Origin of the sequence: Pseudomonas sp. PDM18, from assembly GCF_014852585.1 — a bacterium.
Lineage (GTDB): Bacteria > Pseudomonadota > Gammaproteobacteria > Pseudomonadales > Pseudomonadaceae > Pseudomonas.
Genome location: NZ_JACVBX010000001.1, coordinates 495,883 through 518,626, shown reverse-complemented (window position 1 = coordinate 518,626; position 22,744 = coordinate 495,883). Strand labels below are relative to the sequence as shown.

The 22,744-nt window shown below is 62.4% G+C and carries 30 protein-coding genes; 21 read left to right on the top strand and 9 right to left on the bottom strand.

Features of this window, described 5'->3' with window-relative positions; translation table 11 throughout:
• Complete coding sequence (locus IB274_RS02400; RefSeq protein ID WP_192430496.1) at positions 1–777, top strand: hypothetical protein; 777 nt, start codon at positions 1–3, stop codon at positions 775–777.
• A gap of 129 nt (positions 778–906) precedes the next feature.
• Here the strand turns inward: IB274_RS02400 and IB274_RS02395 are convergent, their stop codons facing one another.
• Positions 907–1,260: an Arc family DNA-binding protein gene (locus IB274_RS02395; protein ID WP_192430495.1), complete on the bottom strand. Its 354-nt coding sequence runs from the start codon at positions 1,258–1,260 to the stop codon at positions 907–909.
• 93 nt (positions 1,261–1,353) lie between these two features.
• On the opposite strand from IB274_RS02395, the gene IB274_RS02390 reads away from it, so the two are divergent.
• The 17 genes from IB274_RS02390 (at position 1,354) to IB274_RS02310 (ending at position 17,027) form a co-directional block, all read left to right on the top strand.
• Positions 1,354–1,512 (top strand): Arc family DNA-binding protein, encoded by a 159-nt coding sequence (locus tag IB274_RS02390; RefSeq protein ID WP_192430494.1) that lies wholly within the window; start codon positions 1,354–1,356, stop codon positions 1,510–1,512.
• Complete coding sequence (locus tag IB274_RS02385) at positions 1,490–2,440, top strand: Bro-N domain-containing protein (RefSeq protein ID WP_192430493.1); 951 nt, start codon at positions 1,490–1,492, stop codon at positions 2,438–2,440. Before IB274_RS02390 ends, IB274_RS02385 begins: the two co-directional genes overlap by 23 nt.
• Positions 2,437–3,096, top strand: a complete 660-nt coding sequence (locus IB274_RS02380) for a Rha family transcriptional regulator (RefSeq protein WP_192430492.1) — start codon at positions 2,437–2,439, stop codon at positions 3,094–3,096. The genes IB274_RS02385 and IB274_RS02380 overlap by 4 nt, the downstream gene beginning before the upstream one ends.
• 490 nt (positions 3,097–3,586) lie before the next feature.
• Complete coding sequence (locus IB274_RS02375; protein WP_192430491.1) at positions 3,587–3,898, top strand: hypothetical protein; 312 nt, start codon at positions 3,587–3,589, stop codon at positions 3,896–3,898.
• 102 nt (positions 3,899–4,000) lie between these two features.
• Positions 4,001–6,832 (top strand): tape measure protein, encoded by a 2,832-nt coding sequence (locus IB274_RS02370; RefSeq protein WP_192430490.1) that lies wholly within the window; start codon positions 4,001–4,003, stop codon positions 6,830–6,832.
• Positions 6,833–6,872: 40 nt separating this feature from the next.
• The gene (locus tag IB274_RS02365) at positions 6,873–7,388 is read left to right on the top strand and encodes a hypothetical protein (RefSeq protein ID WP_225614616.1); all 516 of its coding nucleotides are present in this window, start codon (positions 6,873–6,875) and stop codon (positions 7,386–7,388) included.
• On the top strand, positions 7,389–9,122 hold the full coding sequence (locus IB274_RS02360) for a hypothetical protein (protein ID WP_192430489.1): 1,734 nt from the start codon (positions 7,389–7,391) through the stop codon (positions 9,120–9,122).
• A gap of 2 nt (positions 9,123–9,124) precedes the next feature.
• Positions 9,125–9,508: a hypothetical protein gene (locus IB274_RS02355; protein WP_192430488.1), complete on the top strand. Its 384-nt coding sequence runs from the start codon at positions 9,125–9,127 to the stop codon at positions 9,506–9,508.
• A complete protein-coding gene (locus IB274_RS02350) occupies positions 9,505–11,355 on the top strand; it encodes a hypothetical protein (protein ID WP_192430487.1) in 1,851 nt (616 codons plus the stop codon). The genes IB274_RS02355 and IB274_RS02350 overlap by 4 nt, the downstream gene beginning before the upstream one ends.
• 9 nt (positions 11,356–11,364) lie before the next feature.
• Entirely contained in the window at positions 11,365–12,069 is a 705-nt protein-coding gene (locus tag IB274_RS02345; protein ID WP_192430486.1) for a hypothetical protein, read from the top strand.
• Between the two features lie 55 nt (positions 12,070–12,124).
• Entirely contained in the window at positions 12,125–12,697 is a 573-nt protein-coding gene (locus IB274_RS02340) for a hypothetical protein (protein WP_192430485.1), read from the top strand.
• A gap of 7 nt (positions 12,698–12,704) precedes the next feature.
• Positions 12,705–13,241, top strand: a complete 537-nt coding sequence (locus IB274_RS02335) for a hypothetical protein (protein ID WP_192430931.1) — start codon at positions 12,705–12,707, stop codon at positions 13,239–13,241.
• Positions 13,242–13,757, top strand: coding sequence for a hypothetical protein (locus IB274_RS02330; RefSeq protein WP_192430484.1), 516 nt, complete (start codon positions 13,242–13,244; stop codon positions 13,755–13,757). It begins immediately after the preceding gene.
• Positions 13,758–13,763: 6 nt separating this feature from the next.
• Positions 13,764–15,833: a tail fiber domain-containing protein gene (locus tag IB274_RS02325; RefSeq protein WP_192430483.1), complete on the top strand. Its 2,070-nt coding sequence runs from the start codon at positions 13,764–13,766 to the stop codon at positions 15,831–15,833.
• Between the two features lie 56 nt (positions 15,834–15,889).
• Complete coding sequence (locus tag IB274_RS02320; RefSeq protein ID WP_192430482.1) at positions 15,890–16,405, top strand: hypothetical protein; 516 nt, start codon at positions 15,890–15,892, stop codon at positions 16,403–16,405.
• Entirely contained in the window at positions 16,402–16,773 is a 372-nt protein-coding gene (locus IB274_RS02315) for a hypothetical protein (protein WP_192430481.1), read from the top strand. The genes IB274_RS02320 and IB274_RS02315 overlap by 4 nt, the downstream gene beginning before the upstream one ends.
• Positions 16,770–17,027, top strand: coding sequence for a hypothetical protein (locus IB274_RS02310; RefSeq protein WP_192430480.1), 258 nt, complete (start codon positions 16,770–16,772; stop codon positions 17,025–17,027). The genes IB274_RS02315 and IB274_RS02310 overlap by 4 nt, the downstream gene beginning before the upstream one ends.
• Before the next feature lie 35 nt (positions 17,028–17,062).
• On the opposite strand, the gene IB274_RS02305 is transcribed toward IB274_RS02310, so the two are convergent.
• Positions 17,063–17,398 carry a GrlR family regulatory protein gene (locus IB274_RS02305; RefSeq protein ID WP_192430479.1) on the bottom strand — a complete coding sequence of 112 codons (336 nt, stop codon included), beginning with the start codon at positions 17,396–17,398 and terminating at the stop codon, positions 17,063–17,065.
• An 88-nt stretch (positions 17,399–17,486) separates the two neighbouring features.
• Between IB274_RS02305 and IB274_RS02300 the strand changes: the two genes are divergently transcribed.
• Positions 17,487–17,747 (top strand): hypothetical protein, encoded by a 261-nt coding sequence (locus IB274_RS02300; RefSeq protein ID WP_192430478.1) that lies wholly within the window; start codon positions 17,487–17,489, stop codon positions 17,745–17,747.
• Positions 17,748–17,813: 66 nt separating this feature from the next.
• Entirely contained in the window at positions 17,814–18,074 is a 261-nt protein-coding gene (locus IB274_RS02295; RefSeq protein ID WP_192430477.1) for a hypothetical protein, read from the top strand.
• Between the two features lies 1 nt (position 18,075).
• On the opposite strand, the gene IB274_RS02290 is transcribed toward IB274_RS02295, so the two are convergent.
• The 6 genes from IB274_RS02290 to IB274_RS02265 all read right to left on the bottom strand — a co-directional run bounded on the left by IB274_RS02290 (position 18,076) and on the right by IB274_RS02265 (position 21,620).
• On the bottom strand, positions 18,076–18,765 hold the full coding sequence (locus tag IB274_RS02290) for an SOS response-associated peptidase (RefSeq protein WP_192430476.1): 690 nt from the start codon (positions 18,763–18,765) through the stop codon (positions 18,076–18,078).
• 10 nt (positions 18,766–18,775) lie between these two features.
• Positions 18,776–19,399, bottom strand: a complete 624-nt coding sequence (locus IB274_RS02285; protein WP_192430475.1) for a hypothetical protein — start codon at positions 19,397–19,399, stop codon at positions 18,776–18,778.
• A gap of 50 nt (positions 19,400–19,449) precedes the next feature.
• Complete coding sequence (locus IB274_RS30040; protein WP_192430474.1) at positions 19,450–19,821, bottom strand: SLOG family protein; 372 nt, start codon at positions 19,819–19,821, stop codon at positions 19,450–19,452.
• 356 nt (positions 19,822–20,177) lie between these two features.
• Positions 20,178–20,546 (bottom strand): hypothetical protein, encoded by a 369-nt coding sequence (locus IB274_RS02275; protein ID WP_192430473.1) that lies wholly within the window; start codon positions 20,544–20,546, stop codon positions 20,178–20,180.
• A gap of 100 nt (positions 20,547–20,646) precedes the next feature.
• Positions 20,647–20,994: a carboxymuconolactone decarboxylase family protein gene (locus IB274_RS02270; protein WP_017522075.1), complete on the bottom strand. Its 348-nt coding sequence runs from the start codon at positions 20,992–20,994 to the stop codon at positions 20,647–20,649.
• Between the two features lie 143 nt (positions 20,995–21,137).
• On the bottom strand, positions 21,138–21,620 hold the full coding sequence (locus IB274_RS02265; protein WP_192430472.1) for a GreA/GreB family elongation factor: 483 nt from the start codon (positions 21,618–21,620) through the stop codon (positions 21,138–21,140).
• Between the two features lie 125 nt (positions 21,621–21,745).
• Between IB274_RS02265 and IB274_RS02260 the strand changes: the two genes are divergently transcribed.
• On the top strand, positions 21,746–22,180 hold the full coding sequence (locus IB274_RS02260; protein WP_192430471.1) for a hypothetical protein: 435 nt from the start codon (positions 21,746–21,748) through the stop codon (positions 22,178–22,180).
• A gap of 6 nt (positions 22,181–22,186) precedes the next feature.
• On the opposite strand, the gene IB274_RS02255 is transcribed toward IB274_RS02260, so the two are convergent.
• Positions 22,187–22,633, bottom strand: coding sequence for an RcnB family protein (locus IB274_RS02255; protein WP_192430470.1), 447 nt, complete (start codon positions 22,631–22,633; stop codon positions 22,187–22,189).
• Between the last annotated feature and the right edge of the window lie 111 nt (positions 22,634–22,744).

Sequence of the window (22,744 nt, the reverse complement as noted above, 5' to 3'; positions counted from 1 at the left end):
ATGGCCATTGTCAAAGAGACGGTCGTCATCGGCGGCCACCTCAAGGCGCGCGAGGTTGGCTCCGGGCTGCCTTTCCAGAAAGTCGGCCTGGTCTCCACGATCCAGCATGCCACCGAAACCAACAGCCTGACCCTGGCCGACACCACCACCCCTCAGGGCGGTGAGTACGACAGCCTGGACCGCGTCACCAGCGTGTCGCTCTCCATCAACTTCCGCGAGATCTTCAGCTGGGTGCTGGCTGCGCTGGTTTGGGGCAACGTCACCAGCGTCGCCGCGACCACCGTAACCGGTGAAGAGCATGTCGCCGATGTGGACGGCACCATTGCTCTGGCGCAGATGCCTCTCACCATCTCCAACGTGAGCAACGAAGCTGGCACCACCGATTACGACGAGTTCGATGACTGGGTGATGACTGGCTCTGGCATCGAGGTTGTCTCCGGCGGCGCACTGGAAACCGCGATCAAGGCCGCCCCGGGCACCCCCTTTAAGGTGAGCGTGGACTACAGCTCCGCCGCGGTGGACGTCATCGAGGCGCTGACCAACAGCGGCAAGACCTTCGAGTTCCTCTTCGAGGGCGAGAACGCCGCCGGCACCCAGAAGCGCGTCGAGGCTCGCTTCTTCCAGTGCCGACTCAACCTGGCGACCCAGATGGACTGGATCAACACCGAAGACTTCGGCGGATTCCAGGCAACCGCGAAGGTGCTCCGTGACTCCACCAAGGTCGGCGGCGGCCTGTCGAAGTACTTCCGCATCAAGAAGGAACTGGCTGCGGCGTAAAGAAAAAGGGTCTTCACATTGTGAAGACCCTTTGGTTCGTAGCTGACTACTCGCTGCGATATCACTGCAGCGTGCATGGACAAAAAGCCATCTGGCACGAGCCTTTCGGCATGGTTATCGTCCCTCAGGCTAGTCGTCGCTGTCCTTAACGACGCTGACGAAGTAGGGCGACTTCTTGTTGATCTGAAGACGCTTGGCTACCCGCTCAGACACTTGGCGGAGCCCGTCAATCGCCAGCAACTGGGAGCCCGACATTTTCTCGGTATCGAGGTCATTCAGTAGCGTCAACGTGAGGATTGCCTGAAGTGCGAGGGTGTCCATTAGGTCCGCTGTAAGACCAATCTTGTCGGCCTCGATGCTGCGTTCGAGCCTGGCGACGATCTCCGCGTTAAGGGAACGCTTCGACTCTTTGGCCGCCTCCTCCAGCGCAGACTTAACGTCCTCTGGGATACGGAGCTTGTATTGGGGGTCGGTCTGCTTCATGGCGCAGAAGGATGGACCATTTAGGTCTTGACGTAAATGGACCTATTAGGTTCTACTCTAAACGTACCTAATAGGTCCGCTCATGGAGGGCATATGAAACACACTGAAGCGCAATTCAAAATGAGGATGCCGCAGGAAATGAAGGCTTGGCTGGAGACAAAGGCTAAGAGTCGATTTCACAGCATGCAGGCTGAGGTCTTGGGGCTTATCGCGGAGGCAAAGCAAAGAGATGAACAAATCAAGCAGGCATAAAAAAGCCCCGGTGCGGCCAGGCACCAGGGCTTCGGATAACGTCGTCATCGATCAGGAAGAAAACGTCATGAGTGATCATAGCATATCACTGCACCGTGTAATCCCCTTCGAGTTTGGCAGGCAGCAGGTCCGCACTTTGCTCGTCGATGGCCAGCCCTGGTTCGTTGCCGCCGATGTGTCCGCCGCGCTGGATTACCGGATGGCGGCCGATATGACTCGTAATCTGGATGATGATGAAAGGGGTACGCAGATTGTGCGTACCCCCTCCAAAAACCAGCATGGCGAATTCGGATCGGTGGATCAGGAGATGCTGGTCATCAATGAGTCGGGCCTTTACTCGGCGATCCTTCGCAGTCGTAAGCCCGAGGCGAAGCGCTTCAAGAAGTGGGTGACCGCAGAGGTGCTCCCGGCAATCCGCAAGCACGGTCGCTACGAGGACGCCGGAAAGATGGCGACGCTCCTGGATGAAGTCATCGGCATGTCCGAGCTGGGCGTCATCAAGGGGGTGATCCGAGACAAGGCCCAGGCCGTCCCTGCTGACCGCCGGCAGGGCTTCCAGCTGGCCATGCACAACCGCCTGCACACTCGGTTCAATGTGCCGCGCACGGAGTTGATTCCGGCTAGGCAGTTCGAAGCCGCCTGTAACTTCATCGCCGCGTATTCCGTGTCCGGCGAGTGGCTGCCGAAGGTTGATCAGGCCTCGACTGTGGACATCTGCACCTGGTCGAACATCGCCGCCCTGATCAACAACGTCGAGCAGTCCTGGAAGATCATGGAGCGTTCCCGGCTCAGCCATCATCTCAGTAGCCTGGGATGCAGCGCAGGTATGGAGATTGCGAGCTTCCTTTATGACTCCCTCGGCTCGGCCGCCCACCTGAAGAAGCATTGTGCCAACGAGCTGGACTGGCAGGGGAGTGCACTGGCATGAGCGCTATCGAGATCGTTCAGTCGAATGGTGAGGCGCGTGTTGATTCTCGCGCCCTTGCAGTAGACCTGGGTAATCAGCACGAAAGCTCGATGAAGTTGATTACGGCGTACAGCGCTGACTTTGAGGAGCTTGGAATACTCCGATTTGAAATCGGAGAAATCGTAGGGCGCGGACAGCCTGAGAAGTTCGCCATGCTCAATGAGGACCAAGCCTACTTGCTCTTAACGTACAGCCGTAATACCAAGAGGGTCCGGGCCCTCAAGGTGAAACTGGTCAAGGCATTCCGGAGTGCAAGAGCGGGAACGGCCATCAATGACATGCAGTACCTGCCCCTCTACCGGGCTCTGCATGACGAAGTGAAGCTCCTGGCTAAGCGCGCGGAGGATTGCGGCAGCACAACGCCCGAACGCATCTTCCACATCAATGCCAACAAGGCCATCAATGCCGCGCTGGGCCTGACGAGCGGGCAGCGCACCGATCTGACGATAGAGCAGCGCCTGCTGCTGACATCGGTCCAAGCTGTGTTCCGCCGGGCCCTGCATGAAAGCCTGGAGGCCGGCGACGTCCACCGGGTGGCGGCACAAAAGGCGCGCGATGCGACGGTTGAGTTTGTCCGGCACGCCGGAGCCTTGCTGATCGGGAAGGTTGCCGCATGAGTGTCGCTTTGTGGGGTGGCGTTTCACCACCCCAAGGCTAGTCAGCGCCCGAGAGCCTAGGGATGGGCACTTGATCTTCACCCCAGCCAAGCGCTGGGTATTCGTGTTTGCTCGGTGATACATTCCACCCATTTCAACTGGGAGGGATGCCAATGTCTTCGAGAATTATTGCGGGGCTTTTGTTTGCAGTAGCGTCAGGCGGTGCGTTGGCGGAGGCGTCTTCTCAATCTGTCAGAGCTACGTTCGATGAGTGTTTGGCGACCCAGTCCAGGGTTGTTGCTCAACTAAACGTCTCTCCCTCGGACATCGTTCACATCGTAAATACTTCGCAGATGACCGTGACTCGCATCTGTACGGTGGATGGGAGTGTGCTCATTTCTTGCAGCAAGCCCGACGAAAAAATGGTGATAACCAAGTCAGATAAGTCCTGCTGACTGACCAAGTAAACAGCAACCCGCTTCGGCGGGTTTTTTATTGCCAGGAGATTGGTATGTCTGAAGTAGCGGGAAGGAAGGTCATCAAGGCGGGGCCATTCGAACTTACGGTGAAGGAGCTGTGCGTGTCGGAGATAAGGGCGCTGCTCAGCTCGGCTGAGGCGGTGAACGAGGACGACGCTCTCGGGGACTTCCTTCTGCCGGATCTGCGGCTGTGCGACCTCATGGCGTTCACCACTCTGACCAAGGACCAGGTTGAGCAAATGCTGCCCAGCCACTTGGAGGAGGTGTTAGCTGAGTGCAAGGCGATGAACCGCCATTTTTTCGAGATGGGGGCGAGACTGGCCAAGCGCCAGGCGATGCCCTGATTTGCTTGGAAAAGTCCATCTGCGCTCTGGTTCGTGTTGGGCATTCCAACGTTCTTTCGTACCCGTGGCGCCTTTTTCTGCGCTCCTTGAAGGGCTAATTCCATGACTGATGTTGAGCTCCGGCTTTCTGCGGATGTTGATGCCGCTACTCGAAACGTGGGGTCCTTTCGTTCGGAGTGGCAGAAGCTAGTTCGCGAGGTTGAGAAGCCCCTTCGCCAGGTGAACTCGTTCCGGTCATTGGAGGAGGAGCTTGATAAAGGTGCGCGGGCGGCCGAGGAGGCTCGGCGCCGAGTGCGCGATCTGGGTAATGAGCTCGCGCGCTCCGCGTCACCCAGTAAAGAACTGCAGGCCTCCTACAAAGCAGCCACCGCAGAGCTTCAGCGTCTCGACCGTGTCGAGGTGCAGCGCCGGGTGAGTCTGGCGGCCATGAGGGCTGATTTGCAGGCCGCGGGGATCGATACGCGCAACCTTGCCACTGAGCAGTCGCGGCTGCGCAGGGAGCTGAGCCAACGCATCTCTTCCGGGGCGGCCGAGGCCGATTTGAGTCGAGCCTCCCAGGCTCTTGGTGTCAATCAGATTGCTCAGGCTCAGCGCAAGCTTGTAGAGCTTCGTGAGCAGTTCCGCTTGGTCAAAGAGGCCGGGGTACTTTCCTCTCGCGACTTGGCGCTCGCCCAGGCGAACTACCGGAAAAGCGTCTCCGACACCTTGGTCCGACTCCGCGAGATGCGCTCCATTACCAAGCAGCCGGTATCACAGCGTGAACTGGCGGCCCAGGGCGTTCGTCAGCAAGCCGCTGCACTTCGCCTCGCTGCGAATGAACAGCGTCGGTTCAACATTGAGGAAGCCAAGAGCGCGCTGGGCATCGGGCGATCAAGGCAGCTTCAGACTGCAGTTGCTCAGTTGACGCAGCAGTATCAGCTATTGCGCAGCAGCGGGAACCTCAGTACGAAAGAATTGGCGCAGGCTCAGCGAGTTCTCAAGACTCGAATTTCCGAGACCAATGCGGAGCTGAAAAAGCTTTCCAAGGGTGGTGGCATTGGGGCAAATGCCCTTTCTGGTGCCACCGGCGCAATTCCGATTCTGGGTAGTCTTCGTGGTGGCGGCGCGGCGGCGGTCGGTGCTGCATCTGTGGCAGCTCTGGCGGCTGGTGTTGCTCAAGTCGCAGAAGGTGCTGACCAGGTTGGACGGATGGACTCGCGGCTGCGACTGGCGACCAAATCTCAAGAGGAGTTCAATGACGCGCAATTGGAACTTGATCGCATTGCCGACAGGACCCAGGGCGATGTCGAAGACCTGATCGGTCTCTTCTCCAGATTGCAGAGGCCGCTTCGCGACGCCGGAATGGAGCAGGACGCTGCGCTTGAAACTGTCGAGGCAATCTCGATAGGCCTGAAGGTTGGCGGTTCGTCGGCTGAAGAGACGGCGTCCGTCATTCAACAAGTCTCCCAGGCGTTGGCCAGCGGCGTTCTTCGCGGCGAAGAATTTAACTCGGTGCTTCAAGGCTCCGACCGTCTCGCTGGGGCGCTGGCGGACTCCTTTGGAGTGACCGTAGGCGAACTGCGAAAGATGTCCACAGAGGGGCAGCTGAGCACGGAGCAGGTAGTCGGTGCGCTGCGTGGCGAGTTGCCCAAGCTCCGCCAGGAGATCGACTCGTTCACTCCCGAGATCGGGGCCGCCACGGGTCGCCTTTTCTCCGAAACGAGGAAGTACTGGGGTCGCTACGCGAAAGAGTCAGGGGCCAGCGATGCCATTGCCGGCTCCATCAATGATCTCGCAAAGTCGATCAACGGCTCCCATAACTTGGTGGTCAAGAAGGAGGGTGACCTAACGGAGGCTATCCGCAGAGAGCAGCGGGCGAGAGAGGAGGCCTTCAAGAACAATCAGGGGAATCTGAAGCGCGTTCAGGCGCAGATGGTTGCGGATCTGAGCGAACAGGTCGAGAAGACCAAGGCCCTGCTAAGCCAGTCAACGAAGGACCTTCAAGCTGCTCTCGCACGACAGGTTTCCATCAAGAAGGAGTTTGCAGACCTCCGCAGCTCGCTTGGCGACACGGTCACTGGTGGTGAGGTCGATTTTGGTGACGTTGTCCAGGCAAAGGCATCTGCAAGAACGGCTCTGCAAGGTGGCGATTCCCAGAAGGCTGTCGAGGAAGCTCGCCGAGCGATGCAGGCCCTTCAGCAACTGAAGGATGCTGGCGGGAATACCTACGGGTTCGACGGGGTTGCGAAGGAGCTCGAGAGCATTGCGAATAAAGCTGCAGAGATCGAGACGGGAAACGCAAAGGCTGTCGAAGCCATCAACCAGTCTGGACTTGATGATCTGGAGCAGCGCATCAGTCGCATCCAGAACGTCGAGGTATCTTTTGGACTGAATACAGAGAGCCTCGATCTGCTCAGAGAGCAGCTGGAGCAGATTGCAGCCGGCCTTGCCCAGCAAATGATCATTCCGGTAACCCTGCAAGCTCCTTCGGAAATGCAAGCGCCAGGGACGATGAACCCTCAGGTTAGCTTTCCCGGAGCTTCAACCGGCTTCGATGTCGGGGGCTATACCGGTCCTGGCGGCAAGTACGAGCCGGCTGGCGTTGTCCACCGTGGCGAGCACGTCCAGCCACAGGAAGTGGTCAGGGAGCCCGGCGCGCTCAGCTTCCTTGAGCTGATTCGGCGCAATGGCTTCCAGAACACCATGCAGGGGCTTCGGGCCAAGCTGGGAAGTGGCTGGCGCGGTTACGCAACTGGCGGCCTTGTCGCTCCCAGGATGGTTCCGAGCATTCCAGCGCTGGCGTCGTCGCTCGTCGATGGGATGGCCGGCGGCGAAAGCCTTGGGACCGTGATCCTGAACTTAAATGGCCAGTCCTTCACCATGCAGGCGCCACGTGAGCAGTTCGAAAGCCTGCACCGCGAGTCACTGAAGAAAGGCCACCGTCGCAAAAACTGAGCCCCGCACCCGCGGGGCTTTCCTTTTCTGGAGCACCTGAATGTCTCTACCCATGGTCATGCTGGGCGGCCTGCCCATCGTGCTGCACGCCGGCACCGTGGCGCAGTCCATCACTCCGCTGGGCGGCCCGGAAATCCTACGGCTCACCAGCGGCGCGGGCGTGCAGCAGACCCACTGGCAGCGCTCGGCGATCGCGCTTAGCGGCTCCGGTTGGATGCCTCCGGGGCTGGACGGGCTCGATTACACCCAGCCCCTGGAGCTGCGCTGCACCAAGCAACTGAGCATCGTCAGCGAGGGCCGCAGCTTCCAGATCATCGGCACGCCTCGGCCGGACTTTCCTGTCTATGCGCTGGCGCTGGTAGGCAAGGAGTGGGTTGGCGCGGAAGTGGTGCTGACCGGTGCCGCGGCGGAGGTCGCCGAGGTACCTGGCGCGAGCCTCTACCAGGTGCTGTGGATGCCCATGTTCACCGTCTCGGCGAAGCGGCCACAGGGTGACATGGACCCCGGAAACGGCGCCACGCCGCACGGCTGGCAGATCACCTGCGAGGAGCTGTAGATGTTGATCAATGGCGCCGCGCTGAACACCGTCGCGCTGAACACCCTGGGCGGCGGCCAGGGATCAGCGATGGAGCCCGTAGCGGTCCCGCAGTCGGTCCTCTGGTCCTGCCGGGTGATGCTGGGGACTGAAGACGTCACCGCCAAGGTGGCGGGCAAGGTGCGAGTTGAGCGGGAGGAAGGCGCGGCGGCCATCGCCGAGTTCTCGCTCTACTTGCCCGACGATGGCGTCGACGTCGTAGGCTGGACCGGTCGTTCGGTCGAGATTTTCTACCTGGAGAGCCGGGAGTCCGGCTGGATCGAGGAGGAGCGCTTCGATGGCTGGCTGGAGCAGCCGAGCTATGACCCTCGCAACCGCATCGTGTCGTGCGCAGCGACCGACCGCCTGCAGGACCTGGTCGAGGCCATGGAGATCGATGCGATCGATACCGTGGTCGGCGGAACCTGGACGGCGGACGTATTCGAGGCAACGGAAGGCCGTAGCCGCTGGGACTATGCCACCGAGCGCCTTGCGTCCGTGGCTGGGAGTCTCGATCGGTCGGTGGGGGGCGTTCTCAGGGTGACCCCTTGGAAGGCTCAGGCGCCGCTGAAGCGCTTCGGACCGGGGAGCACCATCGACGGTTCCTTGTCGGTCGATCTGGCCAAGCTATCCGACCGCATCAACCAGGTGGAAATCACCTTCAGCTATCGCTTCAGCCGGCTGCGCGAGCGGCACCAGGCCTACAACTGGCAACACCCGGACATCCAGGGCTGGTCGGTGGACAACAGCTTCTGCATCTGGCGCGGCAACTCGACTGAGTTGCCGACCATTGAAATGGTGGAGGAAGCGCTGAACTCCGCTGGCTACAAGCTGCTCTCCGGCGCGGAGTTTCTAACCGTGCCGCTGTCCGGGGTTTACTGCGACCCGCCGCAGGCCTGGAACAACCAATTCAACAACCTACTGCTGGCGGCCAACGTGGTCGGTGGTATGCGCTGGGTTCAGCCAATCACAGAGAAGTACGTGCTCACCGTGGAGGCACCCACCAGTGTCGCCCAGGCTGGGCCGGTACTGCGCCGTGACGGCGAGGCGCTGGAAAGCGAGCTAAAGCGGTCGGAAGACTGGGAATCGGCGGAGTTCACCGACCCGGAGCCGGATGCGGTGCAGGACGCGATCGAGGATTACCTGGTGGACCTGCGCGAGGAGGATCGCCTTGCGACTGCCGCCAGTTGCCTGCTGGAGGGTGCGCGGGTTTCGATCCTGGGCGCCCACCGGGGAAACAAGGTGGCTTGGCAGGTGCCGACCACGATGGCGCTGGGGATCGACCTGGTGCACACCGTGCTGATGGAGGACCGCATCCAGGCTCAGGGCAAGGTGTTCTCCCTGATCGATGAGTTCGACCTGCAGGGGCAGACAGCGATCAGCACCATCACGCTGGCCATCAGCCGCGGCGGTGGCACGATCGACGACCCGACCACGCTGCCGGCGCCACCGGCCAGCGATGTCACCGGTACCATCCCGGCGCTGATCCAACTGCCGACCCAGCTGCGCGGGCGCGGCCAGATGACTTACGACGACACGCTGGACGGCTTCTCGGGCAACTACGACGAGTTGGACATCGGCACGCCCACCGAGGAGTTCCCGCGGCGCCACCAGACGACCGCGCCGGAAGTGCCGGCCGAGCACCGCGACGAGTTCACCGCCGAGACGGCCAAGACCTACCGGGTGGCCATCCCCAATGACTTGCTGAGGCTATAGCCATGACCCTTGCGGATGAGCGCCGCGCGATCGGAAATGGCATCACCGCCGCTCGCCAGTCACAGCAGTTGGTTAGTGACCTGCAATCGCTGGAGAGCCAGCGTCGGCAGATCGGTGCACTCAACGAGTTGGAGCGCCGCGGTGCTCGACCGGCTACGCCTGGCCGTGCCGTCTACAAGCCCCAGGCCGCCAGCTCTGGCGGTATCGCCAGCCCGCTGCAGGAATCGAACTTCACCGAGCGCACCTACCACCCGGAAATCGAGATCAAGAGCACCGACGGCCTGCTGAGCTGGAAGGTGAAGCCGATCCACGAGGTGTACATGCGCGACGCCAATAACGCCGAGGTGAAGATGATCTACGCGCAGCCGCCGACGGAGACCCCATGAACGACTTCCACCCGCTGAGCTTGGGCGAGATCAGGGTCTGGGGTAATCACCACCACGGGCTTGCGCTGATGTTCGGCGCCACCACCGGCCTGATGATCGATGCCGCGAAGTGGCCGCTGAATGAAGCCATCGCCGCCTCTCTGTTCGATGCGTCCGCCGGCATCCCGCGCGACGACGAGGGCAGCACGCACCTGATCAAGGTACCGGGGATCGGCGAGCTGGACATGACCCCGGAGGAGATCGCCGCCGAGCGCGCCGCCGGCCGAGCCTGGCAGAACTATGCACTGCTCTCCGGCAGCCCCTTGGCGCTGCTCGGTGAGCAGATGGGCGGCTGGATCTGCATCGACCCGGACGGCCAGCGTTGGTGGATCAAACCGAAGGCGGGCACGCTCTCGCCGCGCTACGGCACGGTATCGTCCTCCGGGCCGCTGACCTTCACCTTCGAGGTCAGGCCGTATGGCTACTTCGAGCAAGGCGCCGAGGAGGTCGCGCCGGTAGAGGTCGGCGTCACGCTGAACGACCTGGGCCAGGCCAACCCGTCCGGCCTGTCGCCTCCCAACGGCTCGATTCTGTCCATGCGAGTGGCCAGCGTCGCCAGCCATGGGCGGTCGGTGATCATCTCGCTGCTGCCGACGAAGACCAACCCGCCGGACTGCCGCGACCTGCCCTATGGCTTCCTGCTGCTGGAGCTGGCCGGGCCTGGGCCGGAGTTCGTGGTGACGCTGACGGTGCTGCGCTCGCGCGCTCAGTGCTTCGGCGAGTTCAGTACCTCCGTCACTGGTGGCCTGAAGCTCGCCGGCCGTATCCACATGGACCTGAATGGGACGGTACTGATCGAGGAACGCGACGGCTCCGGCAACCTGTTGCATGGCGAAGCGCTGTACGAACCGACCACCTTCACGACGCTGCAGCCAGGCGATCCTGGCTGGCAGTACGGTTACAGCACCACCTCGCTCAACTTCACCACCGGCAACAGCTCGCGCAATTACTACATGCACGACCGCCTGGTTGCGCTGACCTACGACGACCAGGATCAATTAGTCGAAGTGCGGCTGGACTGGGAGGAGGAGGATCACCTGAACTACGCGACGCCAGTGGTCACCGCCTCTGGCGGGTACACGCTGGTGACCGGCTCTGCGGTGGCGGGATCGAGGACTGGCAGTGTCCATGCGGATATCGCCTTGCACGCTGACGGGGACTTTGAGCGCCGGGTGCGGCTGAAGCGCGGCAGTGAGGTGATCTCCAGCTTCACCCTGAACACGACGACTTCGTCCGACTACACGCTTTCCGTTGACCTGCCGCTGACCGACAGTTTCATCAGTGCCTTTACCGAGCTGGCGTTCTCGCCTGTGTCCGGCAGAGCGCTGTACATGATCGGCGCCGGCGGACCGGGCGACAACATCCCCGACGGCGACTGGTGGAACCTGAACTGCTCCGCAACGATGGACGGGAAGGAGCTCTATAACAAGGCCTTCCAGAGACGGTTCTTCGAGACCGCTGACAGTTCGTTCATGCCGCTCCTGCGCCTGGATGCGGCGACCGATCTGGAGATCAGCAGCGCCGACTCGTATCGGCTCGCAATCACGGCGATGCGGCTGAGCAACCACCTCAGTGCGCTGCGCTTCGAGCAATACCAACCTGTCAGCACCTCGGCGCAGCCGACCTATGCGAAGTCGACCAAGGTCGTGCCGACGGCAGGGGTGCCTTGGGATAACACCAAAGCCACCGGCGACACCGATCCGCCGGACCGCACCCATATGACAGGCAGTTACGAACCCTTCACGCACGCGATCCACGTCGATGTCGACTGGACGGAAGGCAACCGCGAGCGCGGTTTCTGGATATAGGAGGGGCGCATGTCCCAGCTGTTCATCAACAATTTCAGCGTTGAAACGCTGTCGACCTTTGCCGCCGACGAGGGCTACGTCCTGCCCCTGTCAGGCGAGGCGATCGCTCAGCTCGCGGCGCTCATGTACGCCACGGACGACTACTTCATTCTCACCGTGACAGCGGCCGACCAGAGCTCCTGGGAGATCATTCGCTATCAGCCCGACAACACCGTGGGCCAGTACCCGATCCTGCGCGGCTACGAAGGTACTGTCGCGAAGGAGTGGCCGGCTGGCTCGATCATCAGCTGCAACCTGACAGCCAACACCCTTCTGGCGCTGACCCAGGGCCTCGGCAGAACGCGCGGCGAAGAAGGGCAGAGCCTGCAGCCGCAGACAGGTGGATGGGTGTGGGCGCCACAGGATGAGTTTCCGTTCCTGGAGCTAAACCTGAACTTTCTCTCGGGTTACATCGGGAGCCAGCCAGTGGATGCCTTCATTGAGTTGCAGAGCTGGGATGGTGCGTCGCCGACCGTTCTGCACGTTGTCGGCAGTGGGCTGAGGATAAAGGTTCCGGATGGCGCCACGGCCGAGCGGGATCCCGACAACACCATGTACATCCTGACCCTTCCGCCGACCAGTGCCGGCTACTACCGCCTACGCGTCCAGGGTTTGGGGATGCTGACGCTCGAAATCAGTGACTACAGCGAATATCTGTCGCTCGACCTGACCTGATCAGCCCCTGCTACCAAGCCCGCCAAGTGCGGGCTTTCTCGTTCTGGAGAGCACGATGCAACCAGCCTGCGCGGCGCTGCGCATTGTTCGCGGCGCCACCCTTCGCAACACCATCCGGCTGATGCAGCCGCTCCGGGAGTACCGGAACATCACCAGCATTCAGGCCTCGGCCCCGCTGCGCTTCACCGCGCCTGGGCACGGTCTGTCTGGCGACTGGCTCGCCTGGATGTCCGGAGTGGCCGGGATGAGCAGCTTGAACCGCGAGCCACCTCGGCAACTGCCCCACCGGGTCGAGGTCGTTGACGCCGACACGCTAGAAATCAACGCGATCAGCGGTGTCGGCCAGAAGCCGTCCGGTGGACAGCTCATCTATCAGGCCCCGGTCGACCTGACCGACGCCACCGCGCGCCTGGTGGTGCGCGACAAGGAGGAGGGCGGCACCGAGCTTCTGGTGCTGGCCACCGGCAACGGCATCACCGCCGGCCCGCCCGGAACTCTGGTGGTGGAGATGTCCGCGACCGATACCGCGGCTATCGGCTGGACCGATGGCTGGTACCACCTGGACGTCACGTTCTCAGACGGCACGGTAAGCCGCTTCTTCCGGGGCCAGGTCACCGTCGAGCAGTGAGGCCGCCATGACTGAAACCGAACAGATAGAGCCATGGGCCGTGGTCATCGAGGGCGATGACCAACCGCTTGTGCTCGAGCACATCAACGAATACGCGGTCACGGTCTATGCGCCGACCGAGCTGGTGATCGTCACCCTCGGCGAGCAAGGCCCGCCGGGGCCGCAGGGGATTCCCGGCCCGAGCGGAGGCAGCGCGCTGCAGAAGGTGGCCGCTGTGCCGCTCAGCGGCCACCGCATGGTGTTCTCCACCGAAGGCCTGGCCGTCGATTACGCCGACTGCGGGAACCTGGCCAACCGCGCGAACACGCTGGGGATGACCCTCGGCGCAGCCGATGCGGGTGCTCAAGTGAATGTCCAGCGCTCCGGCGAGGTTATCCACAGCGGCTGGTCCTGGACGGACGGGCCTGTGTTCCTCGGCCATGAAGGCAGCCTGACCCAGTCCTTACCGCCGACGGCGCTGTTCTCGCTGATCGTCGGCTTCGCAATGAACCCAACGACGCTTTTTCTCGACCAGGGCGTGGCGATCACGCTGGAGGCTTTATAAATGGCTGGTGACAAGTACATCACGAACAACAACGGCAACCTGCAGGAAGTGGCCGCAACCCAGACCTCTACTGGCGCCGCGAATGCCGGCGACATTCCGGCTCTGGACGCAAGCGGACGCCTCGATAGTTCGATGATGCCCGTAGGCTTGGGCGCTGACACTGCGGTGATCACTGCGAGCGAGGCACTGGCCGCCGGCGACTATGTGAACGTGTGGTCGAACGCCAGCGCCTTTGCGGTGCGCAAGGCTGATGCCAGCGGCGGCGTGGCGAAGCAGGCCCACGGCTTCGTCTTGGCGGGTGTCGCCTCGGGTTCCGCCGCCACGGTCTACTTCGAGGGCACCAACACCCAGGTCAGCGGCATGACTCCCGGTGACGTCTGGCTGAGCGCGAGCACCCCCGGGAAGGGTGTGGCCACCCCGCCGACTGCCTCCACCAACATCCAGCAGAAACTCGGCGTCGCGGTCGCGGCCGCCGCAGTGAACGTCGAGTTGGGCCAACCCATCATTCTGGCGTAATGACTCATGGCCTGGCGTAAACCCTTCTCCAACCAGGGCGGATACTCCCGCGAGTTGCCGCCTGAGGATGTGCTGGATGCCAAGATCGGCACGCTGTTTGTCGCCGGGACTAGCGGCATGCAGCGGCATGAGGACGTGGCGAGCTACACAGCCAGCGGCAGCGTAACTGGCACGCTGAAGATCACTCTCCCCGTGTCGTGGACCAGCACCATGATGCGGCTGAGGGTGATCGGGTACAACCACGTATCCCCCCAAGCGTGGGAGCTGATGCTGAGCGGCTTCAACTTCTTCAGTTCGTCTGCCTGGACCGTTTCGGGTGCGCAGCTATTCGGGCGCGCTCCGTTCAGTCAAGTCCGCTTCGGTCATGACGGTACGAGCTGCTGCATTCTGATCGGCGCTACCACTACTGCATGGTCTAACCCGAAGGCGGTTGTGCAGGAGTTCCTGGGCGCAGCAGCGGGGATGAGCAGCGACTGGGCGAACGGCTGGTCAATTACATTGATTACAGACGAGACAGGTATAACCGTGTCTCAGACGGTCAGCGGGTTGACCGGGGCAACGACCGACTTTTGGCGCGGGGACAACACCTGGCAGGACCTGGCGACCGCGGTGCGCGCAGTCTCCCTGCTGGGGTTCAGCGCGACGAACTCCAACATCGTCGCGAGCGACACAGTGCTAGCGGCGTTCGGGAAGGCGCAGGGGCAGATAGACACCCTGAGCACTGCGGTGGGCGGGAAAGAACCGACGGTCACCGGCGGTACAGCGGCGCAATACTGGAACGGGCTGAAGGCTTGGACCGACTTCGCCACCTCCGTGCGCGCTGCGGCGCTTAGTGGGCTGTCGACTGCTACTGCCACCGCCATCATCGCGACTGACTCCGTGCTGGTGGGCATGGGTAAGGCTCAGGCGCAGATCAACGCGATCAACACCGCGATGGGCGGCAAGGCAAACGCTGGGAACAACAGCGACATCACCGACCTCAACGCCTTGGCGACGGCTACTTGGAGCGCTGGAGGTCGACTCCGCGGAGACTTCAGCTCAGCGAACCCTACCGCCTTCGTCGGCAGCGCAGCAAACTCCCCTTCGTATGTCCCGGTCATACCGAACGGAACGTCAAACGACGCAGCATGGTCGTTGTACACCAATAGCAACCGCACTGGCCCGTGGGCGGCGTTCTTCACGACCGCAACCACGATGGGCATCGGAGCTAACTCTACGACGTCTACCTACCTGCCGTTCACCCTCTCGACTGGCGGCGGCGAGCGCATGCGGCTGGACACCGCGGGAGGCATTTTCTTCGGCTGTACTACCGACCCTATCGGCGCCGCAATCAGTGGCGGGGCCATGAGCAGCGGATCGCTTCGGGCGTTCCGCGCTAACGGCTCTGGCGGCTCCCCCGCCTACGTAGGCCGAGCGGACGCGGGATATCTTGTCCAGTTCGTCAAGAACTCGACTACGCAGATCGGCGCCATCACCACTGATGGAACCAACACTGCGTACGGCACGACTTCGGATCGCCGACTGAAGACCGACATCAATCTGGCTGACCCGGATAAAGCCTGGGAACGGCTGGACAAATACAAAATCCGCAGCCTGCGGTTCAAGTCAGCCCCCGACAAACTCGTCGAGTTCACCGGGGTAGCCGACGAGCTCGCACTGGCCAATCCCGACATGGTGTTCGGTGAGCAAGACGCCGTGGCCGAGTATGGCGTGCTGTACGCGATGCGCCCGGTGGGAGACTTCTACGACGCAGAGGGTCGTCTGTTGGCCTCGGAGGTAGAGGAGCCCAACGACCACAGCGGGTATTGGAACTTCACAGGCTTCGTCGAGGTGGTACAGGACGCAGACTACCTCCTACAGATGGACCCGCTGCCTGGCACACGATGGGTGAAAACGCGCGAACAGATCATCCCGCAGATCGTTGATTGGCAGCGCCCCGTTCCTGAGTTGATCCTCAACCTTCAGACCGCCAAGACGAAGATCATCGCCTTGGAAGAGCGCGCCGCCGCGCAGGACGCGCGAATTGAGGACCTGACGGAGCAACTGCTGCAATTGCTCGACCGACTGTCCGCCTGACCGCCAGCGCCATCACCCCGCCCGCATCAGCGGGTTTTTTCGTTTCTGGAGCCCCTATGAATCTGCGAGAGATACGCCGCTCGATCATCGAGCCGGCGCTGTTGCTGCTGCCTGCGAGAATGGAAAGCCCGCAGGCTGTCGTCATGCTGCTGGCGATCACGCGCCAGGAAGACCCGGACCAGCGGCGCCGACAGTGGCCGACTGGCCCGGCCCGCTCGCTCTGGCAGGCGGAGCAGGGCGGCGGCATGATCACTGGCCTACTGAACTACCGCATCCAAGGCGTGCGCGATCTCGCTGTAGGCCTGTGCGTAGGTCGTGGCGTAGTGCCGGCCGCGCCAGAGATATGGGTGGCCATCGAGCGTGACGACATCCTCGCTGCCGGCCTGGCGCGCTTGCTGCTGTACACCGACCCGGCACGCCTGCCGGAGCTTGGAGATGAGTCCGGCGCCTGGGATCTGTACCTCCGCACCTGGAGGCCAGGGGCTTACACCCGAGGCGATGCAGCGCAACGCGCAGCCCTGCGGAAGAAGTGGGCGGCGAACTACGCCGCGGCGCTGGAGGTTGTCCAGTGACTGGCGGGTGGAAGGCAGCAGCGCTGGCGCTCGCCGCGGCACTTCTGATCGGGATCGGCGCCGCCGGCGGGGTATGGCTCAGTTCTGAGCAATACGCCCCGCAACTCAAGGACCAGGGCGAAAAGCTAACGGCGTGCACTGCGGCGCGCGACAATGTGCTGGCGCTGGTCACCGAGCAGGGGGCCAAGCTTGGCGAGCTGGCCAACCAGGCCGAGCAGCGGCAGGCGAAGGCGGCCCAGGCGGTCGCCGCCGCCCAGCAGCAAGCCGGCCAGCACTACGCCGCCGCCCAGCGGCTGCAGCAGGAGCGCGCCGAGGGCGACCCGGCCGCCGTGGCCGAGGCGCTGATCGACAAGGAGTTGGGTCTATGAAGTGGCTTCTGGTGTTGGTTGTCGCGCTGGCGGGATGCGCTGGCCAGGCCGAGCCTGAGCCGCGCACGGTGCGCGTGGAGGTTCCGGTGGTGGTCCCGTGCCGGGCGCCAGCAGTCGAGGTGCCGTCCTGGGCAACGGCATCGCTGCAGAAGGGCGACAGCCTACAGACCAAGGTGCGTGCGCTGCTGGCCGAGCTGGAGCAGCGGAAGGGCTACGAGCTGCAGTTGGTCGCGGCGGTCCAGGCCTGCCGCTGAGAGGATGCCGGGTGGATCACACCCGGCGACAGTGATTAGACCGTGTTGGCAACCTTCCTGCCTTCAATGCCAATGGTGAGGTTGGAGTGACCGACCACGGTACCGTTCAAATTCAGAGTTCCGTTCTCGTAATCAACGTGGCCTTTCACGTCCAGCGCGTAGTTGTCGATCTTCACCACGGATGTGTTTCCTCCTCGCCATTTCGAAACGGTGAGCCGGGCTGAGACTTCACCCGTAGCCGCTGGGATAATGCCTTGGTAGAGGAAGTGAGCGTCTCCACCGTTGACGTGTCCATCAGTGATTACTACTAGACCGTCTCCGTGATCGCCAATGCTTGATCGAAACTGAACGTGGAAGATTCCTTGTGACATGTTGTGGCTCCTTTGGTGTGTGGCGCTTAGATCATAGTCGACGACGCCGCTTCGGTTATGATCGCCGCCTTGATCACAGGAGGTCGGCATGCTGAAAATCAAAGTGAATGGCGGGACCCGCCTTCAACTGGAGCGCTTGGTCACCAAGTCCGGCCAGTACGGCGTCTGGGACTTCCACGTCGCCGCCAACTCCGAGATGTTCAAAGGGCTTCAGGCTGGCCGCCACGCCGCGCTTTCGCCGGCCGAGCCGAAGGAAGGGCAGGAGGTTGAGATGTTCGCCCTTCTGACCGCAAGCGCTCCGCAAGAAGAGTGGCGCCCCATCGGTCGCGGAATTGCCAAGTACGAGTGAGCCCGACTTGCCGGCAACTTCGTGATAGCGTGCTGGCACAGATAGTTTCAGAGAGGGAGTTCCACAGTGAGCAAGGGCAAGGTTGTCGCATCAAAAGGCTGGCTGGCGAAAATCGGTTCAGGCGCCCTTTGGGTGCTGGATGTCATGAACGAGCCACAGAAGCGCCGCGAGAGAGCTGAGAAGGCCCGGCGGGCGAAATACAGTGGCTCCGGATCGTCGGGACAAAGCTATTCCGCTGATGAGGTTCGCCGGCTTGTAGACGGTGCTTATCAGCAAGGTGGTGAAGATCTGCGTCAGGGCGTCATCGACGAGTACAACCGTCGTTGATCTAAAGGGGTTTGATCAGCTGCGCGCCCTGGTTCCTGACGCTGCCCACCGCCGTTGATATCCGGTAGGCCTCGAAGTCCTGACGGGCGAGGGCGATGGTGTCATACGCCTGCTCGAGCGAGGTCTCCGGCGACAACCAGGTCGCCCACTGTTCCGGCGTCAGGATCACAGGCATCCGATGGTGCACGGCGGCAACCAGGCCCTCAGCCTCCTTGGTCAGCAGCGCGCATGACGTGAGCGGTTCACCATCCGGCGGCGTCCAGGTCGACCAAATGCCGGCGATCGCTAGCACGCCGTTGTCTATGGCGTGGTGGTAGTAGGGCTGGTTCACGGCGCGGCCGGCACTGTTCTTGACCGGTTCCTTCTCGTTCCACTCGTACCAGCCCGCCGCCGGCATCAGGCAGCGCTTGCGCCTGATCGCGTCCCTCCACATTGGCTTCGTTGGTGCCTCTTCGCTCCGTGCGTTGAAGGTCATCGGCGGCAACTTGTCCTTCTTCCACCAGAACGGGATCAGCCCCCAGCGGGCGGCCACTACTTCCTGCTCTCCCTTCTCGTTCAGGAGCACCATGGGCACCTGACTGGTCGGCGCGACGTTGTAAGCCCGATCAATCCAGCGCCCGGCGTTCCCCCGCCCGATATGCCAGTACCGCTCCATAGCGGCTTCCTCTGGCGTCACGTATCTCCCGCACATTCCCAGACCCTCAAACCGTAACCCGAATGAAGCCTAGCCCGGCGCACCGGGTACATTCGTCCAAAATGGCGAAGTTGGCCCGGCAGGCAGGGCAGACCCGGAATGGGCTCACTCGCGCCCGCTGCTGGAGGTGTCGCGCTCTGGCCAGGTCGCTGTCCTCGCGCGCCGCCGCCGCGGCATGAAGCACCAGCAGGAAGTCCTCGGGATCGGTGATCGCCTCGACGAATACTCCGCCATCCAGGTAGCGGCCGACCTCAACCAGGGTGAATCGCCGTCCGTTCTCCATCATCAGCGCTAGACCTTGCAGTGTGGCTGATAGGCAGTTGAATGCTGGGCCGCTAAAGGCTTGCAGTAGCCCCTCGTCGCCGTACCGGATCAGCAGCGGCCACCTTGCGCCGCTGAACAGCAGAACGCTCCGCGTTACCGTACCGACCTTGTTCCAGTCGGAATCGAAGACCTCGTAAGCGGATGACTGGTGGAACAGTTCGGCGGCGCGCTGCTCGATGGCGAAGGAGTAGGCGCCAGTGACCAGGTCGCAGAGCTCAAGCCATTCGTCAGGAGTGATCACACCCCGGGCGAGCAGACCCCGAGCACCGTCGGTCAGTGCCTGGCGGTGTTCTTCGGGATGAGACATCAGGTCACACCGGCTGTTGAGCTTAGTGTGCCACTGGGACAGTTCTGGGTTCATCGCTGATTGGACCCGGGCGGCGGCATCAGCGCGCAATAGCCGTCATGCAGCACGCCATGCGGGGGAGCGACGTACACAGGGATTCCGGCCCGACCGGCTGCATAAAGCGTCGCGCGTGTGTGCGAGCCACCAGGAAAGGCCACGACTCCGTTGGGCTGGTGCTGAAACATTTCTGCGACGCTGCTGCAGGCAATGACTTCAGCACGGGCATACCTTGCCCAGGCTCGTGCGAACTGCGCGACGCCGAGCGAACTGGTCAGGATTATCGTCCGGACGTCTCGCAATTCATGGACGTGATCGAGAGCGACGCGGACATGGTCTCGGTTCTCGTAGCGGTCGGATCCGCAGACGATGATGCGAACCGGCATTGCGGTATACCAATTGTGCTGTATGGATATACAGCTTACGTGAAGCGATCAAGGGGAGGGAAGAGGTTGCCCGGGACGGGCGGGATGGGGGAATTCTGGGGGAATGAATCCCCCAAACGTTGCATCATGGTCATGAATGAAGATGCGTGAATGCCCCGTAATTGCTGGGTCGCGATTCTGGAGAGCCCGTAAAATAAGGGTAAAAAACGGATTCGAAATCCGTTGAACTGGCAACAGTTCCTAGGGTTCAAATCCCTATCTCTCCGCCATTATTGCAATGGCTGAAGCCCCTGAAATTCTTAGAGTTTCAGGGGCTTTGTCTTTTCTGCGCTCTGAAAATCCCATCCCGTACGCCATCACCCGCAATACCCATCCATCTTCTCTCGATTCCCCTGCGTGGGATTCGCCTGGTACTGCTGCCGCCAGAATTGGCACGGCGCGCTGCTGAAGCGCTTTTCCTGCTCCGATTTCTTCACTTGTCGATTCTGCTGTTCCTGCATGGCCTGCTGGCGTTGCAGATACTGCTGGAACATTTCTTCGTTGCTGTTCGGCGGCGGGGGACTGGTGGGAGTTGCCGCGGGTGGTTGCGCGAGGCGGGAGACGACTGCGGGCGGGAGGTCGGGCCAGATTAGCCAGGCGGTCGCGGCGACGGCCAGGCAGCCGAGCCAGATTCCGGCGGCGATGGCGAAAGTGAATTTCCAGAAACCGAGAGTGGGCTGTGGCATTGGCGCAGGCTTAGATGTGTGGAGCGCCACTGATAACCCATATGTGCCGTGGAGGGAAAGGGGCAGGCCCGCGACACTTGAGGGCGTCGCGGGCGATGACTTACTTCGGAGCGGCGGCGGACTCGTAGGCTTCGAGGGCGCGCAGGGAGTAGATGTAGGCGGCGCCGGCATTGAGGGAAATGGCGGTGGCCAGGGTCTGGGCGATCTCGGCCTCGGTGGCGCCGGCCTTGCGTGCGGCTTCGGCGTGGACGCCGATGCACCCGTCGCAGCGGGTGGTGATGGCCACAGCGATGGCGATCAGTTCGCGGGTCTTGGCGTCCAGGGCGTCGCCGTCCGCGGCGGCAGCTTCCAGAGCCTGGTAGGCGGCGATCATCTTCGGGTGTTTCTTGCCCAGCGCGCCGAAGGCTTTCTTCACGGCGGGGACGTATTCGGACCAGTTGAACAGCATGGTGCTTCTCCTTGAGGCCGATAGGGATGGGGTGTGGCCTTGAAGCTTAGTCTGCGTCAGCCGGCGTGCCGGGTATTGTCTGTTCCGCTCAGATTTTTCATCGATGCTCTCGACTGCTTTGCGGCAGCCGGACGCATGGCCTGTCAGTGGGCGTCGAGGATTTCGTAGCGCTGACGAGCGCTGCCGGTGCCGACTTCCACTTCGTCGCCGGGGTGGCGATGAAGGAGGGCGCTGCCCAGTGGGGCACGGGTAGTGATGACGAGGATTTCGTTGCCTTCTAATTGCACCTTGAGGCCGGCGCCGTCCGGGCCGAGGAAGATCCAGCGCTGCTGGTCCTGCTCGTTGACCAGTTGCACGAGGGCGCTGGTCTGGATGCCTTGTTCTTCATCGAAGTCGCGTAGCTGCAGGTTCTCGAACAGCGCCAGGGCGTGGCGGATCTCCTCCACGCGGCGCGACTGGCCGGCGGCGAGGTAAGCCGCTTCCAGGCCGAGCGTGTCGTACTTGTTTTCGGCAATGTTCTCCTCGTGGGTCGCGGTCTCGTGGGCCGTTTGCGCGGCGCGCACGGCGATCTCCAGGTCTTCGGCGAGGCGAGCGAGGATCAGTTGGTAGGCGCGTTTCTTGTCCATGGCGACAGGCTGGGAAATAAAGGCGCCTATCCTAGGAGCTTTGCCAGCCTGTGCGAAGGAGCTTTCAAGATTTTCCCGCTGTGGCCGATAGATCGGCTGAATTCCCGGAACAAAGGACATCCGGCATGAGCCTTTCCATTACCCCCGCCATCCAGACGTTTGCCACCCAGCTTCGCGTGGGGAGCGATGCCGGCGCATCGGCTGGAGCCGCCAGCGAAGACACCGGCAGTAATGCCCAGAGCCCGCGCCTGCAAGCCGGCGGCGTGGCGCCCAGTAGCAAGAGTTCCGGTAGTTCCGGAGGCGCCAGCACGACCGTCGAACAGTTGCAGAAGCGCCTGAAGGAGCTTCAGAGGCAATTGCAGGAGGAACAGCGCGAGTTGGCGGAGGCGCAGCAGCGTCATTACTCCTCCGACGCCGAGCGGACCGCTGCACTGATGGCGCTGCAGAGCCGTATCGCCAGCACCAGCGCGGCCATGCAGCAGACCGCCGCGGCATTGGCCGACGCGATCCGCCGGGGAGGCGGCAGTGGCAGCGGCTCGATGGTTAGCGACAGCGCCTGAAATGAATCAGTAACCGCTGAGGATGTTGACGATCACGCCGCTTGCAATGGCGACCAGGATGTAGTCGCCGTTGACGTACAGCCAGCGATGGTCGCGCGGCGGTGCGTACAGGTGGCGAGCGTGCCAGTCAGTGACCCAGTAGCGATCGCCGCGATAGTTTGGCTCCACGACCACGCCGCGGCGCCAGTCGCGGTGGGGCACCGGCATGCCGGGCTGCGGGCGGAAGTCCGGGTTGCGATAGGCGTGAGTGTTGTTCTGGCCGGTGCGAGCCTGCTGGTTGTAACTGCTCTGGGGCGCATGTTGCGATTGGTGCTGCTGGTACTGCGGTTGCTGCGGCCTGCGGTTTTCGTGCCGGTTAGGGCCGTTGTCCGGGCCGGGGCCAGGTTGGGCGAAACTGGCCAGCGGGCTGCCAAGCATCAGGGCGGCACAGAGCAGGGCGACGGACTTCTTCATGGTGTTCTCCTGGCGCAAGCGCTATCGCGGTACGTATTTCCACTTTCATCGTCCCGGACGATCCGGGTACTTCATCTGACCGCAGCACCGCGTCAATGAATGCCAAGGCGA